7 protein-coding genes are annotated in these 19972 nt (G+C 36.6%); 2 read left to right on the top strand and 5 right to left on the bottom strand.

Annotated features, from left to right (window positions below; translation table 11 throughout):
* The 5 genes from ACJJVO_RS16415 to ACJJVO_RS16395 all read right to left on the bottom strand — a co-directional run bounded on the left by ACJJVO_RS16415 (position 1) and on the right by ACJJVO_RS16395 (position 3723).
* On the bottom strand, positions 1–357 hold the full coding sequence (locus ACJJVO_RS16415) for a four helix bundle protein (RefSeq protein WP_405576042.1): 357 nt from the start codon (positions 355–357) through the stop codon (positions 1–3).
* An 86-nt stretch (positions 358–443) separates the two neighbouring features.
* Complete coding sequence (locus ACJJVO_RS16410; protein ID WP_178983464.1) at positions 444–1700, bottom strand: sulfate adenylyltransferase subunit 1; 1257 nt, start codon at positions 1698–1700, stop codon at positions 444–446.
* Positions 1701–1793: 93 nt separating this feature from the next.
* The gene (gene cysD, locus ACJJVO_RS16405; protein WP_405576039.1) at positions 1794–2699 is read right to left on the bottom strand and encodes a sulfate adenylyltransferase subunit CysD; all 906 of its coding nucleotides are present in this window, start codon (positions 2697–2699) and stop codon (positions 1794–1796) included.
* 5 nt (positions 2700–2704) lie between these two features.
* On the bottom strand, positions 2705–3295 hold the full coding sequence (cysC, locus tag ACJJVO_RS16400) for an adenylyl-sulfate kinase (RefSeq protein WP_405576037.1): 591 nt from the start codon (positions 3293–3295) through the stop codon (positions 2705–2707).
* Positions 3292–3723, bottom strand: coding sequence for a DUF2061 domain-containing protein (locus ACJJVO_RS16395; protein WP_405576036.1), 432 nt, complete (start codon positions 3721–3723; stop codon positions 3292–3294). The genes cysC and ACJJVO_RS16395 overlap by 4 nt, the downstream gene beginning before the upstream one ends.
* A 534-nt stretch (positions 3724–4257) precedes the next feature.
* Between ACJJVO_RS16395 and ACJJVO_RS16390 the strand changes: the two genes are divergently transcribed.
* Both ACJJVO_RS16390 and ACJJVO_RS16385 read left to right on the top strand, forming a co-directional pair.
* Complete coding sequence (locus ACJJVO_RS16390; protein WP_405576034.1) at positions 4258–7821, top strand: beta strand repeat-containing protein; 3564 nt, start codon at positions 4258–4260, stop codon at positions 7819–7821.
* Positions 7822–8331: 510 nt separating this feature from the next.
* The gene (locus ACJJVO_RS16385; RefSeq protein WP_405576033.1) at positions 8332–19914 is read left to right on the top strand and encodes a choice-of-anchor J domain-containing protein; all 11583 of its coding nucleotides are present in this window, start codon (positions 8332–8334) and stop codon (positions 19912–19914) included.
* Positions 19915–19972: the final 58 nt, after the last annotated feature.

Below are 19972 nucleotides of genomic sequence, written 5' to 3'. Positions count from 1 at the left end.
TTACTTACTTAGTTTTTTGCTTAAAGCTTGTTTCAAACGGTATAACATTTTTCTAATTGTAATGAGGTTGTTTTGTAATGCATCATCAAACGTTATATACCCTATTCGCTCTGCTATTACTAACTGTGTTTCTATTTCGGCTAATGATCCCGATGCAATATTTAAAAATCGAATAAAATCCTTTGTAGAACCTCTACTAGAACCCTCAGCTATATTTGAAGGCAACGAAACAGCTGCCCTTCTAAGTTGAGAGGTCAATCCAAAATTTTCAGATGCAGGAAAACCCTTCGTAAGTTTACAAATATCCTCTACTAGATTTAAACTTAATTTATAAACTTCTAAATCTTTATGAGTCATTATTAAAATTTTAAAATTCCTATTCTAAAGATTCACCGCATCACAGTGTCACTGCATCATAGATTCACTGTATCACCGCATCACCACTATATAATCATCCCAGCACCAATAGTTTCATTGGTTTGCTCATCGATAATAATGATACTTCCTGTTTGACGATTCTTTTTATACGCATCGTAAAACATTGGTTTGGCTGTTCGGATAGATAATCGAGCAATCTCGTTCATCTCCACTTTATCTATATTCTCAATACGGTGTAAGGTATTGATATCGATTTTATATTTTAATTCCTTTACCATACCAATAGATTCGTTCGTGGTATGTTTAATAACGACCTTAGTACGCGCTTGTATTGGAGTTGTACTCATCCAAGTCACTAACACCTCTAAATCTTGCCCTATTTCTGGTACGTTATTTTCGCGCACAATCATATCACCACGACTGTTGTCTATCTCATCTTCTAGCGTCATGGTTACAGACATCGGTGCAAAAGCTTCGGAAATTTGCTCTCCATTAAGCTCAATCGTTTTTATGGTAGACACAAAACCAGAAGGTAATGATTTCACTTTGTCACCTGGCTTAAATACACCACCATCAATACGACCTGCGAAACCTCTATAATCTTGATTATCTAATGTATGAGGACGAATCACAGATTGAATAGGGAAACGACAATCTACTAAATTATGATCACTTGAGATATGCACCGTTTCTAAATGATACATTAATGTACTTCCACCATACCAATCCATATTCTCAGAACGGTTAACCACATTATCTCCATTTAAGGCTGAAATTGGAATAAACTGAATATCGTTGATGCCTAATTTAGACGAAAACGCTTTAAAATCTGTAACGATATTATTATATACTTCTTCGCTGTAATCTACTAAATCCATTTTATTGACGCATACAATAGCATGAGGAATACGCAATAAAGACGCAATAAATGCATGACGATGTGTTTGCTCTAACATCCCTTTACGCGCATCGATCAATATAATAGCAAGGTTTGCTGTAGAAGCACCAGTCACCATATTTCTGGTGTACTGTATATGACCAGGTGTATCTGCAATAATAAATTTACGCTTTGGTGTTGCAAAATAGCGATATGCCACATCAATAGTAATACCTTGCTCGCGCTCAGATTTTAAACCATCTGTAAGCAATGATAAATCTACATAATCGAAACCTTTACTTTTACTAGACTCCTCAACAGCGTCTAACTGATCTTGAAAAATTGATTTACTATCATATAATAAACGTCCAATTAATGTACTTTTTCCATCATCTACACTACCTGCCGTTGTAAAACGTAATAATTCTATATCTTGATAATCCATTTTTAATCCTTGTTAGTTGTTAGTTGTTCGGCTTTAGTCATCACATTTAATCGATATAATTTCTAAAGTATCAACCTAATTTCTATTTATATTTTAAAAGTAACCTTGTTTTTTACGATCTTCCATGGCTGTTTCTGCACGTTTATCATCTGCACGTCCACCACGCTCTGTCGTTCTGGTTGTTGCAATTTCTTCAATGATCTTATCTAAATTATCAGCTTCAGATTCTACAGCTCCAGTAATTGGCATATCACCACAAGTACGGTAACGCACAGTCATATTCACGACTTCTTCTCCCGCTTTAAGTTTAATAAATTCAGAATTTGCTAATATCACACCATCTCTAACCACACAATCGCGTTGGTGAGAAAAATAAAGTGATGGTAAATCAATGTTTTCTAACTTAATATATTCCCAAACATCCATTTCTGTCCAGTTAGAAATAGGAAACACTCTAAAATGCTCTCCGTAATTTTTACGTCCATTAAACAGATTCCATAATTCTGGTCTTTGATTTTTTGGATCCCATTGCCCAAATTCATCTCTATGCGAAAAGAAACGCTCTTTAGCACGTGCTTTTTCCTCGTCACGTCTAGCTCCTCCCATTGCAGCATCTACTTTATAAGCTTCAAGTGTATCTAAAAGCGATACAATTTGGAGTGAATTACGTGAGGCATCAGCACCTGTTTCCTCTTTTGCTCTACCATTATCAATCGCTTCTTGTACCGAACCAACAATAAGTTTTACACCTAATTTTTCGACCAAAGCATCACGAAAAGCTATTGTTTCTGGAAAATTATGACCTGTATCAATGTGAATTAAAGGAAAAGGAATTTTTGCAGGAAAAAATGCTTTTTTTGCTAAATGTGTTAGTAAGATAGAATCCTTACCGCCAGAAAATAATAATACTGGATTTTCGAATTGCGCTGCAATCTCTCTAATCACAAAAATAGCTTCTGATTCTAATTCTTTTAAATGATTAATTACGTAATTACTCATGTTTTTTATTTTAATTTTTGAATAATAAAATCTAATATGGTTTGAACAGATGTGTCTATATCTTGATGATCTGTTACAATTTCTATATCTGGGTTAACAGGTGCCTCGTAAGGAGCCGAAATCCCAGTCATATTTTTAATTTCTCCTGCTCTTGCTTTTTTATATAAGCCCTTAACATCTCTTCGCTCACATTCATCTAACGAGGTATTGATGTATATTTCAATAAAATTATCAGCCCCTACAATCTGCTTTATATTTTCTCTGTCTTTAATATAAGGAGAGACAAAGGCAGCTAATGTCACCACTCCTGCATCAACCATTAAATTCGCTATTTCAGCTATTCTCCTGATGTTTTCAGTACGATCTTCTGGAACGAAACTCAAATCTTTATTAATGCCTTGTCTGATATTATCACCATCTAGGCTAAATGTTGAAATGCCTTTTTTATGAAGCTCCATCTCAACTAAATTAGCTAAAGTAGATTTCCCAGAACCGGATAAGCCTGTAAACCACAATAAAAAAGAGCGATGCCCATTAAGTTTCTCACGATCTGCCTTGGCAATTTTATAATCATGTCTCACTGTATTTAAACTCATAATTCAGTAGCGTTTTTTAATTGTCTTCTTTCTTTCCTTCTATCCAAACCATAATTAATTCGGTACCATAATTTTTCATGGCCAAAATACAATAACATTTTTGTAATTACTTCTGCACCACCTATCTTGAGACCCGTTAAAGGATTCCCAGTAATTATCCAGCCCAAGACGATGGTATCTAAAGTACCCACTCCTCGCCAAGAAAACGTTTTTAAAATATGACGCTTATTCGATTCTTTTATAGTAGACTTAAACCAAACTCTTTCGTGTACATAATACAAAACCATTTTAGTCACCAACTCAAATAGACCCATTTTAAGACCAACGGACATATCATTTGATATAAACCATGACAAAAGAAGCGTATCTAAAGTACCTATAATGCGCCAAGTAATGGTTTTGGCAAAATGACGTTTACTAAATTTCAACCCTCAATATTCTTAAAATTTCACAATAATCCATCTAATTAAATCAATCTGTATTGCTAAAATATAAATTCAACACATAATTTAGGATATAACATCATAAAAAAACCGCGATACTACACCAATCAACAATAAAGTGAGCAAAAATACTTAAATACCAACTCTTACCCATATAAAAGATTGATATAATTACAACAACGAGCAACAGAATTAAGGCTTTAATAAAAAACCCTACTTTTTATTATAATATTAACTATCAATATTACAAATCAGTATGAATAAAAACGACCTTTGCAAGACTTAACCTAAAAAAATAGATTCATTTCTATATTACCAGATCAATTCCGCAGTATAAAACCTATATTAAGCACATATAAATGTAGGAATTTAACCCTTAAAAATTACCGTTCATCGAAGAAATATGCATTTTTATTTTTTTATTTAAGATTTTAACTTATCTTTGACGCTTCAAAAACTATCCTAAACACTTATTTTTCAAAACAATAAAGGAAGTAATTAGGATTAATTTAAAAAATCATGAAAAAGACTTACGTTTTTTATTTATTGGTCACCCTATTCTCATTAGGATATAGCCAAACAACGATTGTAACTGTAGATAGAGCCAACATTGTTGGACCTACTGACACAGGAAATGATCCTTCCATATCATCCACTGGCTTTATTAGAGGCTCAGGGATTGACCTATCTAACACAGGAGCAGCAAACCATACATCAAACCAATGGGATGCAACGACACAACCCGAAGCTGTAACCAATAATGAATATATTGAGTGGTCAGTGACTGCAAGCGCAGACAACAGTATTGAAATTACTGAATTTGATATTATTACAAGAAGAAACACTGATGGTCCTGCAAGCTGGCAAGTGTTTTATAGTTTAAATAATTTTAGCACTGCAGGAGTTGCACTTATACCAGAACAAACATCTCCTACAACAGCTACAGCTGAGAATTTCACTGGCTTAAGTGTTAATTCTGGCACAGCTGGTACCATTACCTTTCGTCTATACGCATGGAATGCTGCAAACACTAGCCATTGGTTTAGAATTCCTGCTAGAGGAGCATGGTCTGCCTATGGCATTACGAGTCCTGGACTTCGGTTAATAGGAAATATTACAACAACATCTGCCAACAGTACAGATTCAGATATTATTGCCACTAGCTTTAATCCTTCTGACAACATTGACTACTCAACTTATAGTACAACTTCTGGACTTACTATATCTAATTCTATTAAAGTAGGTGAGTTTACTATACGAGACGGAGGAGCCACTTTAACGGACACTGATGGATTACCAACTATTTTAAATGATTTAGAATTCAATATCACTAGCAGTGACCTTATTGAGACATTAGCTATTTTTGATGGCGCTTTAAATGTTAGCGAAACTTCTGTTGTTTCAGACACAGCAACATTTTCTAGCGTCTCAAGCTTAAGTGCACTAGACAATAGCTCTAAAACTTTTGACATCTATGCTACCTTTAAATCTAGCGTAATAGACAATACACAATTTCAATTATCAATCACTACAGCATCTGCAGATGTAGCTAATGGCTCTTCATTTGACGCTTTTAACGCAGGAGGTGCACAAACACCAATAAGTGGTGACGATAACAGAATAGAAGTTACTGCAAGTGCAAATATCTTTGGACAACAACCTATTGATGTTAATCAATTTGAAACCATGACACCTTTCCCTACAATTTTAGCTGTAGATTCAAATGGAAATCAAGATTTAGACTATAATAATAGCGTTACAATTCTTAGTACTGATGGTGACTTAGAACCTTCTTTTATCATTTACCCAATAACTAATGGGATTGCTACACTAAACACCCTTGTTTTTACTAAGCGAGAGGTTGTCGCATTTCTTGTTGCTATTGGCAATCCTTTAGCTAGTGCTACAAGTGCTTCATTTAATGTAAATGGACCATTAATTAATATCGCAAAGCAAGATTTTGATGGTTTTACACCAGAATGGACCTACACTACAAGCACAACAACCTTTGACAACGGATGGGGAGTTGATGGTTATTACGGAGTTATAGACAGTGCTATTGCAACTCCATTAGACAACGTTGAATTTTCAAATAACATTTTTGGTGAAAATGATTTAGATGACGAAGGCAATGGAACCACTGGCTACGCAACTTTAATTTTCGACCCTATTGACATCAGCTCTTTTGACAATATTAGGTTAACATTTGACTGGGACATCCATGGCTATGATGATAATAGTGATGATGCACAATACAGACTTATATATGATGGTGTCAATCAACCTTTAGTATTTCTTTTAAATGGAAACGACGGGATTGAAACAGACCAAGGCAGAGTCACTATTGACATACCTAATACCGTAAACACAATAGCTTTACAGGTTAGAGTAAGAAACGATGGAGAAAATGGTTATTCTGGATTTGACAACTTTAGATTATCAAGTGTATTTGACGGATTAATATACGTAGACGATGGCACCTCTGTTGGCTGGGAGCCAAGTGCACCAGATAACACAACAGGTAGTCAAAACGCTTACGTGTATAGCGGAACTTACAACGTAGGTACTAACATACAAATTAATGATTTCTTTATTAGAAATGGAGCTACAACAACGGTCTCTGCTGGTCAATCTATTACTGCGAATACTGGCTTACGTAATAACGGAACATTAGCATTAAACTCCGTTTCAACATCTTACTCAAGCTTAATTACAGATAAAGTATATGGAGACGTTATTTACAATCGTCATGTAAATAATAATGATAGTGATTCTGCAACAGGAAATAACGATTTAGTTTCTGCACCTGTTACCAACACCAATCAAACAGTTGCAGTACTCACAGCTAATAACCCTATCCCAACTGGCACAATAGGAGGAGTACCTTCAGTTTTATTTGGCCCTTTTGATAATGGCATTAATAATTATATCAATTACCCAACGGCAGACGTGACTACAGTATTAACTGCTGGTACAGGTTATAGAACAGCCTCAGATTCTAATCTTTACCCTACTGGAACCACATTCGAATTTGTTGGTGACGTTGAAACAGGCACTCTTGCCGTACCAATTACAGTAGGAGCAAGTAGTAGATCTAATCTAATAGGAAACCCTTACCCATCTTATATTACATTATCATCATTTTTAGCTGCTAATAATACTCAATTTAACCCAACAAGCTCTGGTATTTATGGTTATATTGGCAATATAACAACTGGCTTTAAAGTATGGAACCAAGCGTACTCTGACGCTCATCCAACTGCTAAAATAACTCCCGGTCAAGGATTCTTTGTGAATTCTAAAACTGGTGGTGGCACCATTAATTTCACTCCTGCTATGCGAACTATTGGTACTACAGATGATTTTATTGCTGGCAGATCTGCTAACCTTAATTTAGCGCATGCGAATCTTCAAATTTCTAAAGGTCAAGACCTATACCAAACTGACATCTATTTTAACGATAATGCCTCATTAAGTATGGATACTGGTTATGATTCTGAAATGATTAATAATGTAACACCAAATTTTGCCATTTACTCTCATCTTGTAGAAGACAATTTAGGAAACGATTTAGCCGCACAATCTGTAAGTTATACAGATTTGGAAAATGTAACGATCCCTTTAGGAGTTAATATTTCACAAGGTGAGCAAGCCGTTATTAGTATTTCTGAAAGTAACTTCCCTGAAGGCACTTCTGCAATACTTGAAGATAACACCACTAATACATTTACAAATCTACTAGAAGGTGATTATACTTTTACCTCTTCAACCACTTTAAACGACACAGGTCGATTCTATATTCACTTTTCAAGAGGTACATTAGGCACTAATGATAATATATTAAATGGTTTAGAAATATATAGCAATACCAACCTAAAGTCAATAGACATAAAAGGTCAGTTACAACATACTACAACACTTTATTTATATGACATACAAGGTCGATTAATAAAATCAAACACTTTAGATTCTAAAAACACTGAAAATAGTGTTGACGTTTCTAATCTTACTGCCGGAATTTATATTATAGAATTACAAAACAATTCAGGTGTTTTAAAAACCCAAAAAGTAATTATAAAATAATTTAAAAAAGTTAAACTACAAGGAAGCGCATCTTTTAAAGATGCGCTTTTTTTATACCCTAATTTTAAAATAAAACAGAACATCTATAATTAACCTACTAACACTTATAATGCGTACCTCTACACAACAATTACCATTTTTGCTAAAAAGTCATTAAATCCCTTAATATGTATTAAAATGATTCTCAAAAAAATATTTTAAATTTTAATTTCATTAAAATAAAAATCACAAACACCTAAATATTAACTAATTAGAAGACATAATGATTAGTGCAAACAACTAAATCACAACCTATCGTTAACTATTTGTTAAAATAAAATTATTAAATGAATATTAACTTTTAGTATATTTGAGTCCCCTCATTCTTACACACTTAGCCGTAATTTTTACAAATTAACGACGAATAACATTTTTTTAACGATAACGTGTTAAAATTTGTAGGTTATTTAGTTTTAACTAATAATCACAAATAACACTAAAGTTATGCTTTAACTATAATTAATTCTTTCTATGAAACATCTTTACGCATTTTTAGTACTCCTATTAATAGGACACTCCAGTTTTGGGCAAATCACCGAAAACTTTGATACCGGATTATCTGGATCATACACCACAGGGAGTCAAACTTTAACCAGTGGCACTTGGGAAACCGTTCAAGTTATTACTGAAGCCGCAGGAGACTCTCGAGGAGCAACAGGTTCTGCAGCTAGAATTAATGATGATGAAGCTGGAGCGAGTATTACAACACCTACTTTAGCTGGAGGTGCCGATGTGGTTACCTTTTGGTATAGAGAATTAAATTCTGGTGGAGGTACTTTTGAACTACAAACGTCTACTGATGGTATTAATTACACCACACAGACAACTCAAGCATTTTCAGGGACTACCTATACACAATTTACTTATACTGTAAATGACCCTAGTCCAACTTTAACTATTAGAGTTTTAAATGATAATCAAGCAGGACATTTAATTGTAGATGATTTTGAGGTTACGGCTTACCCAGTTAATAGTCTTGTCATTGGTACAGGGACTACTAGTACAGGGAGTACAACCGCAGATCCAATTCATGGTTATTATGAAGCGTTTAAATATCAAGTGGTTTATACGGCAGCACAATTAAGTGCTACGCTCACACCAAATGACGAAATATCAGCTTTAGGATGGTCTATTGCTGGTGACTACGGAGGTGGTAATCTCTTAGGTTATACCATAAAAATGGGACATACATCAGCGACTAACTCAGCTGCTCATGATGCATCTCCTACTACAGTCGTTAAAAACGCATTTGACTATGACCCAACTGTAACAGCTGCAGGTGTCTTTGATATGATTCCTTTTGATACTAATTTTGTTTGGAATGGTTTAGATAATATACTAGTAGAAGTTTGTAGTGATGGATCAAACCCATTTACTTCACCTTATGGACAAGTAAGAGGAACAACAGTGACAAATGGTTCACGTTATTATGTTAGTGATTCAACTACAGCATGTGATGTAAATACCACTGCTACTAGTTCACATAGGCCTAACATACAATTTAATTATATAGATGGTATTCCTCCTGCATGTATAAACGTTAGCGGATTGACTGTTGAAAGTTTCACAGACACAACGGGAACAATCAGCTGGAGCGTTAATGGCACAGAAACAGATTGGGAAATTGTAGTTCAACCCGATGCAACAGGAATTCCTACAGGCTCCGGAACAGCTATTACTGCAAATCCTTATACATTAAGTGGTCTTACAGAATTGACTGATTACGAAGTATACGTGAGAGCAAATTGTGGTGTAGATGGCTTTAGTGGTTGGGTTGGTCCAGTAGATTTTACAACGTTACCTTCTTGTCCTGATATTTCAGGCTTAACAATAGACAGTGCTACAGATACCACAGGGACAATAAGCTGGACAGCAGGTGGTACAGAAACCGCTTGGGAAATAGTAGTTCAACCAGATGCTACTGGCATTCCTACTGGTGCAGGTTCTGCAACGACTACCAATCCACATACGGAAACTGGCTTAACGGCGTCTACAGCTTACGAAGTTTATGTAAGAGCAGATTGTACAGGCGCAAGTAATGGTTATAGTGGTTGGGTTGGTCCAATAGACTTTACAACAACATCGGCTCCAATAACAACATTTCCTTACAACGAGAATTTTGAAGGAGGAGCTGCAGGATGGACTATTGACAACTCCACTAGTGGGTCTTGGCAATTGGGAAATCCGGTAAACACTATAATTAACGTAGCGGATTCAGGTGCAAATGCTTGGGTTACTAACCTTACTGGTGATTATAATGCTAACGAAACGTCGTACGTAATTAGTCCACCTCTTAATTTTTCAACATTAGCAGCTCCAGTAATTGAGTTTAGTGTATGGTATAGTTCAGAGAGTGGTTACGATGGAATGCTATTGCAATCCTCAATAGATAATGGTAGCACATGGCAAAATGTAGGTGTAAATGGAGATCCTGATAATTGGTACAATAGTAGTGCTGGTTGGTCTGGTGATTCTGGAGCTTGGCTTGTTGCTAAACATGACTTAACAGGGCTTGGAGGACAAAGCAGTGTGTTTTTAAGAGCAGCTTTTGATTCTGATGGATTTACTAATGGAGAAGGTGTTGCTTTTGATACCGTAAACATATTTCAACCCGCTTGTCCCGATGTTACAGGTATAACTATAGATAGTTTCACAGATACTGATGCTGTAATTAGTTGGACAGCTGGTAATACAGAAACAGATTGGGAAATTGTAGTACAGGCCGATGGAACAGGTGTTCCTACTGGTATTGGCACTGCAACAACAACCAATCCTTATGCAGCATCAGGTTTAATAGCAGAAACAGCTTACGAAGTTTATGTAAGAGCTGATTGTGGTGCTAATGGCATTAGTGGTTGGGTAGGACCTGTAGATTTCACAACACAGGCGGCTTGTCCAGATATTTCTGGATTAACAATTGATAGTTTTACTGATACAACAGCAACAATTAGTTGGACTGTTAATGGTACAGAAACAGATTGGGAAGTTTTAGTACAGCCTGACGGAACAGGCTCACCTACCACTGGAACAGCAACAACAACAAATCCACATACCACCTCTGGATTAACAGCACAAACAGCTTACGAGGTATATGTAAGAGCGGATTGTACTAGTGCAAGTGATGGTTACAGCAACTGGGTTGGTCCAGTAGACTTTACTACTAACTGTGCCATATACACGCCAGATTATACAGAAGATTTCACAACTTTCCTTAATCCTTGTTGGAACGAAGCTGCTGACGGAGATTTAAGCTCAGGACCTGCAACAACTGGAAGCAGTACTTGGGGATCTGAAGAGTTTGCGCATACTTCATCTTCTGGTGGTGGTGCTGTAAACATCAATTTATACACAACTGGCGACATAGAATGGATAATGTCACCAGAATTTAATTTATCAGCAGGTGGTTACGAAGTTCTAATTGATGTTGCACTTACAAACTATAACGCAACAACTGCTGGTACATTTAATGCAGGAGACGAAGTAAGATTAGTGTACTCATTAGATGGTACTAATTGGACAACATTACAATTATGGGATCAAAACAATACACCATCTAATACAGGAGATACTGTAACAACCGACATTTCTACAATTACTGGTAGTAATGTACAGTTTGCAGTTTATGCAATTGAAGGTACCACTGGAAGAGATATTGATTTCCATATTGACAATTTTATTGTGAGAACACCACCTTCATGTTTAGAAGTTTCGGGGATAACTATAGATAGTTTTACAGATACAGAAGCTATTGTGAGTTGGACTGCAGGTGATACAGAAACAGATTGGGAAATTGTTGTACAAGCAGACGGAACTGGAGTTCCAACTGGATCTGGTACAGCAACAACAACAAATCCTCATACTGAAACTGGTCTAACGGCAGAAACAGCTTACGAAGCGTATGTAAGAGCAAACTGTTTGGCTAATGGATTTAGTGCTTGGGTTGGTCCAGTAACTTTTACTACAGCTTGTGCAACATTTACTGCACCATATACAGAAGGTTTTGAAAATGCGGGTACAGTTCCAGATTGTTGGACTTTAGCAGGTACTAATAACTGGTTGTTTAACACTTCAGGTCCTAATCATGTAGGTAATGCAGGTACAATAACTGGATCGACGACTTCAGGTAATTATTATGCGGTTGTGGACGATTCTAATGCTACTGCAACTACGGCAGAATTAATATCACCATATGTAGATTTAACACCTTTAACGACACCAGCTTTATATTTTTATGAAATAAGTAATAATGAAGCTAACCCAAGTGCAACTTTAACTGTAGAAGTTTGGGATGGAGTAGCCTGGAATCTTGTTGGTACTTATAATACGAACACAAGCGGATGGGAAGAGAAAATCATAGATTTAAGCGGTCTTACCTTTACTGGGCCTGCTCAAGTAAAATATATAGTTACAGATTCTGGAAGTTTCTACGATGATATTGCAATAGATGATGTCAGTTTTAACGAATTACCTTCTTGTTTAGACCCTACAGCGTTAACTTTAGATACAGCTACCGATGTAACTGCGGATATTAGTTGGACAGCTGGAGATACAGAGACTGCTTGGGAAATTATTGTACAAGCAGATGGTACAGGAGTACCAACTGGTGCAGGTACAGCAATCACAACTAATCCATACACTGAGTCTGGTTTAACAGCACTTACAGCTTACGAAGTTTATGTAAGAGCTGATTGTGGTGCTAATGGATTTAGTGGATGGGTAGGTCCTTTAGATTTTACAACCACAGCAACAAAAATTACCTCATTTCCTTACACTGAAGATTTTGAATCAGGACCTGGAGATTGGTCAGCAGATAATACAAACAGTGGAACATGGGAACTTGGGGCACCAATAAACACTATTATTAATAGCGCAGACTCTGGCGCTAACGCATGGGTAACTGATTTAGATGGAACTTACAATGCTAATGAAGATTCATACGTAATTAGTCCACCATTCGATTTTTCAACCTTAGTAGCTCCTGAAATTGAACTTAGTGTTTGGTGGAATGCTGAATTTAGTTGGGATGGTATGGCACTTCAATCTTCAATAGATAATGGTAGTACATGGCAACTTGTTGGTACTAATGGCGATCCAGATAACTGGTATAATGATAGTAGTATTGGAGGGGCACCTGGAGGACAACAATTGGGTTGGACTGGTAGAAATAGCTCTAGTAACGGATCAGCTGGATGGCTTGTTGCAAAACATGCTTTAACAGGTCTTGGAGGAGAGAGCACAGTAATATTACGTGTAGCTTTTGCAGCTGATGGTAGCGGTCAAGATGAAGGTGTTGGTTTTGATACCGTAACAATATCACAACCGGCTTGTCCAGATATTACAACTTTGACCGTTGATAGCTTTACAAATACAGCAGCAACTATAAGTTGGATGGCAGGTAATACAGAAACAGATTGGGAAATTGCAATACAAACTGATGGTACAGGTGTACCAACAGGTGCTGGTACAGCGACAACAACTAATCCTTATACAGATTTAAGTTTAACTGAAAACACAGCTTACGAAGTTTATGTAAGAGCAAACTGTTTAGTTGATGGCTTTAGCGAATGGGTAGGCCCAATAGATTTTACTACACTTTGTAGTGATATTGTTCCAGAATATATTGCTGATATGTCAACTAACGTTCCTGACGCATGTTGGGATGAGTCTAATGATGGTGAAATAGCCACTGGACCTAGTGGTTCTGGTACTTCAGATTGGACAACAGGTTCTTATAGCTTTGGTGCTTCTAATAGAATAAATCTTTTTTCTAATGTAGATAGAGAATGGTTATTATCACCTACGTTTGATTTATCAACTGGTGGACCTTATCAATTAGAAATGAATATAGCTGTTACTGACTTTGCAGGTACTGCAGATGACACTATGGGTTCTGATGATGAAGTACAACTTTTAAGTAGTACAGATGGTGGTACAACTTGGGTAAATATTACCACATGGAATGCTGGTAATGAACCTCTTTTTACAGGTACAGAATACATAGCAGATTTAACAGCTTATACTGGTACTGTTCAGTTCGCAGTTTGGGCTTCTGACGGTACTGTAGATGATACCGAAGATTATAATTTCCATATCGGACAATTTATAGTAAGAACACCTCCTACATGTTTAGATGTTTCAGGAATTACGATTGATAGCTTTACACCTTCTGATGTGACTGTTAGTTGGACTAATGGAGATACAGAGACAGCATGGGAAGTTGCAGTACAAGCAGACGGAACAGGAGTTCCTACTGCAGCAGGTTCAGCAGCAACAACTAATCCTCATACCGAAGGTGGTTTAACTGGCGAGACAGCTTATGAAGTTTATGTAAGAGCAGATTGTGCAGCTAACGGATTTAGCGCATGGATTGGTCCTGTAGATTTCACAACTCCTTGTGATTATACAATTCCAAACTATTTTGCAGATATGTCTGAAAATCTTCCTGATACATGTTGGGGACAAGCTACAAATGGAGAAGTTGTAGATGGCCCTAGTAGTTTTGGGTCTTCTAATTGGAAAAATACTCCTGCCAGTTTTGGTACTAATGATGATAATTTTTATGGCTCAAATATATTTAGTAATAGAATTAATATATATGGTACTACTGCTATAAGAGATTGGTTAATATCACCAGTATTTGATTTGTCTACAGGAGGTCCTTATCAATTAGAACTTAATGTTGCTGTTACCAACTATAATGATGGTGACACCGATGACACCATGGGTACTGATGATGAAGTACAACTATTAAGTAGTACAGATGGCGGTACAACGTGGGTAAACCTGACGACATGGAATATAGGAAACGAACCTGATTTTACAGGTACAGAATATATAGAAGATTTAACAGCAATTACAGGCAATGTACAATTTGCGATCTGGGCTTCAAATGGTACTGCTAGTGGTACAGATTATGATTTCCATGTAGGGCAGTTTATCGTAAGAACTCCACCGACATGCTTAGATATCACAGGTTTAACTATTGACACAACTACAGCTACTGATGTAACGGTTAGTTGGACGGCTGGAAATACTGAAACAGCTTGGGAAATTGTAGTACAAGCAGATGGTACAGGCATACCAACAGGAGCAGGTACAGCAACAACTACTAATCCACATACTGAGACAGGTTTAACAGAGCAAACAGCATACGAAGTTTATGTAAGAGCGGATTGTGTGGCTGATGGTTTTAGTGGATGGGTTGGCCCAGTAGATTTTACAACAGGTTGTCTTGCAATTACTGATTTCAATGAGAATTTTGATGCTGTTACAACACCAGATTTACCGAGCTGTTGGTCTAGTATTATTGATAACGGTGCATCTAGTTTTGCCAGCGTAACATCAAATACAAGTGCAGATAATTCTCTACCGAATGGTATTAGCCTTTATAATTCAAGTTCTGATGCGACATCAAATATAATGCTTGTCTCACCTAATTTATCAAATTTAAGTGATGGCACTCATCGCTTACGTTTTTATGCACGTAATACATCTGCTACTCAAGATATCGAAGTAGGTACAGTAACGGACCCTACGGACGGTTCAACGTTCACAGTATTATCTTCAATAGATATTGACGGTACCTTTACAGAATATGAAGTTTCTTTTGCAGCATATGCAGGAACTGATACTTACATTGCAATTAGAAGGTTATCGACATCAACATATACCTATGTATATTTAGATGATATTGTTTGGGAAGCCATTCCATCATGTTTTGAGCCTTCAGATATAACACTTGATAGTGTTACTCGAGATTCAGCAACATTAAGTTGGACTCCTGGCACAACAGAAACAGACTGGGAAGTTGTAGTTCAAGCAGAAGGAACAGGTATTCCTAGTGGTGCAGGAACAGCAACATCAGCTAATCCATATACAGAAACAGGTTTAACAGCAGCCACTAACTATGAAGCATACATTAGATCTGACTGCGGAATAGCTGATGGATTGAGTGTATGGGAAGGTCCGTTCACATTTACAACTTCAAATCCTTTACCAACCACCACAATAACATTAGATATTACTGCATGTGGAATAGGAAATGAAGATAGTTACAATGGAGCCTTTGACGCTAGTACGTCAAACGTTGTATGGGCACAACTTAATTACACAGGAAGTTGTCCATCACTTACAGTTGATACTATTACATCCGACTTTGATACCGAAATTGGTATCTACGACACTGATGGTAACTTAGTAGGTACTAACGACGATGGAGGAACAGGCATAGACCCACAAAGTTTATTTATAGAACTTGGTCTTGCCAATGGTACTTATTACATTGCTGCCGGAACATCTGGTACTGCGTTTGGAGCTGATTTTGATGTCACCTCAACAGATACAACGACAATTGGTACGCTATACATTAATGTAAGTACCCAATCAAATGACACGGTTGATTTCTGTAACTTACAATCACCAAGTAGTGGTACAATTACAGAAGGGGGTACATTTGATGCTTATGCCCAGATATATCAAGCTGGTATAACTGAAGCTGCTGGTCAAGGTGCAAACATTCAATCTTGGATTGGTTATAGTACTACTGATGCTACAACTACTGCTGATTTTGCAACGGGTTGGACATGGATAGCTGCTACTTATAATACAGACAGTGGTAATAATGATGAATATCAAGCCACGTTTGGTGCAACTTTAACACCAGGTGTATATTATTATGCTAGTCGTTTTTCTTATAATGCTGGTGCTTATGCCTATGGAGGAATTAATCCAGGAAGTACCGATGGTAATTTTTGGAATGGCACAACTGCAGTATCAGGTCAATTGACTGTAAACTCTGCATCAATACCAACAACAGTAGCTACTTTTAATATTGCTGGCTGTGCAGATACTGATAGTTATAATGGCGCTTATGCTGCAGGTACAGATGGTGTAGTTTGGGTAGAATTGATTTATGATGGTAACTGTACTGAAATAACCGTAGATACAGAATCTACTACTTCTGGAGATTCAGAAATTGGATTGTATGATGTATTTGGTAACTTCATTAATTATGATGACGATGGAGGAACTGGTAATTTAAGTTCATTAACCGAAATAGGCTTACCAGCTGGAACCTATTATATCGCAGCGGGATCATATAATATGACTTTCGGTGCCACAAACTTTGGAGCTACTACAGCTAACACTTCAGCAACAGGTATATTATATATTAATGCAAGCACACCTAACTTTGTTGACTTCTGTAATTTACAGTCACCAAGCAGTGGAAGTATTATTGTAGGTGGTAGCTATGATGTATATGCACAAATCTATGAGCCTGGTAGAACAGAAGCTGTAGGACAAGGCGCTAACATAGAATCTTGGATTGGCTACAATACTACCGATGCAACAACTACAGCAGATTTTGCTTCTGGTTGGACATGGATAGCAGCAACTTATAATACCGATAGTGGTAATAATGATGAATACCAAGTAGAGCTTGGATCTAGTTTAGACGTTGGAACATATTACTATGTAAGTCGTTTCTCTGTAGATAGCGGAGACTTTGCATATGGTGGTATAAACCCAGGAAGTACTGATGGTAACTTCTGGGATGGTACAAACTATGTTTCTGGTGTTTTAACAGTAAATCCAATACCAGAGCCAACAAATCATGCATTAGCATTTACTGCTGTAGCAGATTCAGATTCTCAAATTACATTAACATGGGATGACAATGATGGTGCTCAACCAGCAGACGGTTTTGTAATCGTTGGTAAAACTGGTGCAGGAGTATTCACTACAATTGTAGATGGTACTGACCCAGCAAATGATGTAGATTGGTCAGATGATGAATTTGAATTTAAAAGAGCTTCTGGTTTACAAACATATACTGTAGTAAACTTAGACGCTAGTACACTATACGAATTTGAAATTTATCCATATACCAATTCTGATGTACTAATAGATTTCAAAACAGACGGAACAATTCCATCTGCAAGTGCAACTACTAGTTCAGATCCTTGCTTAGTAGCAATTACGACGTTCCCTTTTGAAGAAGGTTTTGAATCTGGTATAATACCAACATGTTGGTCTCAAGAAACTGAAGCTGGAACTGTAAACTGGACCTATAACAATGGAAATCAAGGTGGTTCTATAACATCTGCTCATACGGGATCATTTAACGCAATGTTTTATGACACGTCTAGATCGGGAGTTGTAAAATTAGTGTCACCAAAACTAGACATTACAGGTATCATCTCTCCTACTCTAACGTTCTGGCATGCTCAAGAAGCTTGGGGTTCTGATCAAGATGAATTGAGAGTATATTATAAAACTTCTGAAGCAGGAGCTTGGACATTAATTCCTGGACAAGAATACCTAAATAGTATATCAACATGGACTGAAGCAACAATAGAATTGCCTAACCCAAGTGCTGAGTATTATATTGCTTTTGAAGGCACTGGAGATTATGGTCGTGGAGTAATATTAGATGATGTAAAAGTTGAAGAAGTCATTGCGGTTACTTATACTTATACCGGTTCTTGGTCACCAAGTGATCCTAATGGTGCGGCTACAACAAATGATGATATTATTGTAGCTTCTGGTGATGCTACTATTTCAGTCAATACCTCTGCAGATAATGTTATAGTTAATCCTGGTGCAAGTCTTACAATTAGCACTGGTATAACTTTAACAGTAAATGGAGATGTTACTTTAGAATCTGTTTCTAACAGTTACTCAAGTTTAATGTATGACGGTACTATTGTCGGAACCATAAAATACGAGCGTTATGTTAATGCTAATAGTGGAGGTAATGATCTAATTTCTGCACCACTTGGAGGAGAAACATGGTCTAGCTTCTTAGCTTCTGACACTAATGCTGCAGATTTATTGGATAATGGGCAAACAAGTCCAACTACATATGCTTTTGCTCCATTTGACAAATCTGTGGATGATTATGTAAACTATACCGATGCAACCTCAGCAACTTTAGTTTCTGGTACTGGTTTCAGAGCTGCTACAGATAGTGGAACTACATTAACCTTTACGGGTACTGTACCAACATCTACAGTTTCTGTAAATATTGAAGATACTGGTGCAAATCATCCAGATTGGAACCTTATTGGTAATCCATACCCTTCATATATCAGTTCATTTAACTTCCTATTTTATGATAGCGGAGCTGGTGTATTCAACTTCCAACTATTTGAAGATGGATCAGGTATCTATGGCTATGATGGAGACGCAACCAATGGTTGGAACGTAATTACTTTAGCTCAGGGTGATATACCTATAGCACCAGGCCAAGGTTTCTTAGTTGCTGCTGACGATACGTATGTTGCAAGTAACGATGTAGTGTTTGATCCTAGTATGAGAACAACTGTTGGTGCTGATGATTTTATTGTAGGTAGAAATGCTTCTGTTATAACATACTTTAAGTTAAGTACAAACACTTCGGTTAATGATTACAGTACGCAATTCTATTTTAACGAGAATGCAACTCAAGATTTAGATCATGGTTATGATGGGAAACTATTAGATAACTATGCTCCTAATTTTGCATTATATTCTCAATTAGTTGAGGGTAATCCTGATATGCGTTTAGCATTGCAAGCACTAAACCCTTCAGACATGATGGATGTAGTCATACCATTAGGTGTGAATGCAAATGTTGGTGAACAATTAACGTTTACTATATCAGAATCTACATTACCTAGTACAGTAGAAGTGTATTTAGATGATACATTGAATAATACATCAACATTATTAACGTCATCTGATTATGTTATCACACCAAACACGAACATTAGTAGTACTGGTCGTTTCTACTTACGTGTTACAGATAATGCATTATCTTTAAATGATGAAGACTTTAATAGTATTAAAATTTATACTAAGAAGTCACCGAGATCAATATTTATTCAAGGTATTATTAATGAAGGTACTACTGCAACAATCCATGATATTCAAGGACGATTGGTTTATAGTACAGATTTAGAAAGTAATGACTTAGTTAACGAAATTGATGCTTCTGATTTCCAAGATGGTGTTTATGTTGTTACTATAATAGATGGATCTCAACAAAAATCACAGAAAGTGATTATTAGATAAGTTCTTAATCATTAAATATTAGTAAAAAAGCGCATCCAGTAGGATGCGCTTTTTTGCT

This window comes from Winogradskyella sp. Asnod2-B02-A (assembly GCF_045063645.1).
GTDB lineage: Bacteria > Bacteroidota > Bacteroidia > Flavobacteriales > Flavobacteriaceae > Winogradskyella.
The sequence above is the reverse complement of the archived record's forward strand: the minus strand, read 5'-3'. Positions and strand labels throughout refer to the sequence as shown.

Bases quoted from the DNA above. Each gene is read 5' to 3' on its own strand.
- ACJJVO_RS16415 (WP_405576042.1), bottom strand. From the start codon at position 357: ATGACTCATAAAGATTTAGAAGTTTATAAATTAAGTTTAAATCTAGTA.
- ACJJVO_RS16410 (WP_178983464.1), bottom strand. From the start codon at position 1,700: ATGGATTATCAAGATATAGAATTATTACGTTTTACAACGGCAGGTAGT.
- cysD (WP_405576039.1), bottom strand. From the start codon at position 2,699: ATGAGTAATTACGTAATTAATCATTTAAAAGAATTAGAATCAGAAGCT.
- cysC (WP_405576037.1), bottom strand. From the start codon at position 3,295: ATGAGTTTAAATACAGTGAGACATGATTATAAAATTGCCAAGGCAGAT.
- ACJJVO_RS16390 (WP_405576034.1), top strand. From the start codon at position 4,258: ATGAAAAAGACTTACGTTTTTTATTTATTGGTCACCCTATTCTCATTA.
- ACJJVO_RS16385 (WP_405576033.1), top strand. From the start codon at position 8,332: ATGAAACATCTTTACGCATTTTTAGTACTCCTATTAATAGGACACTCC.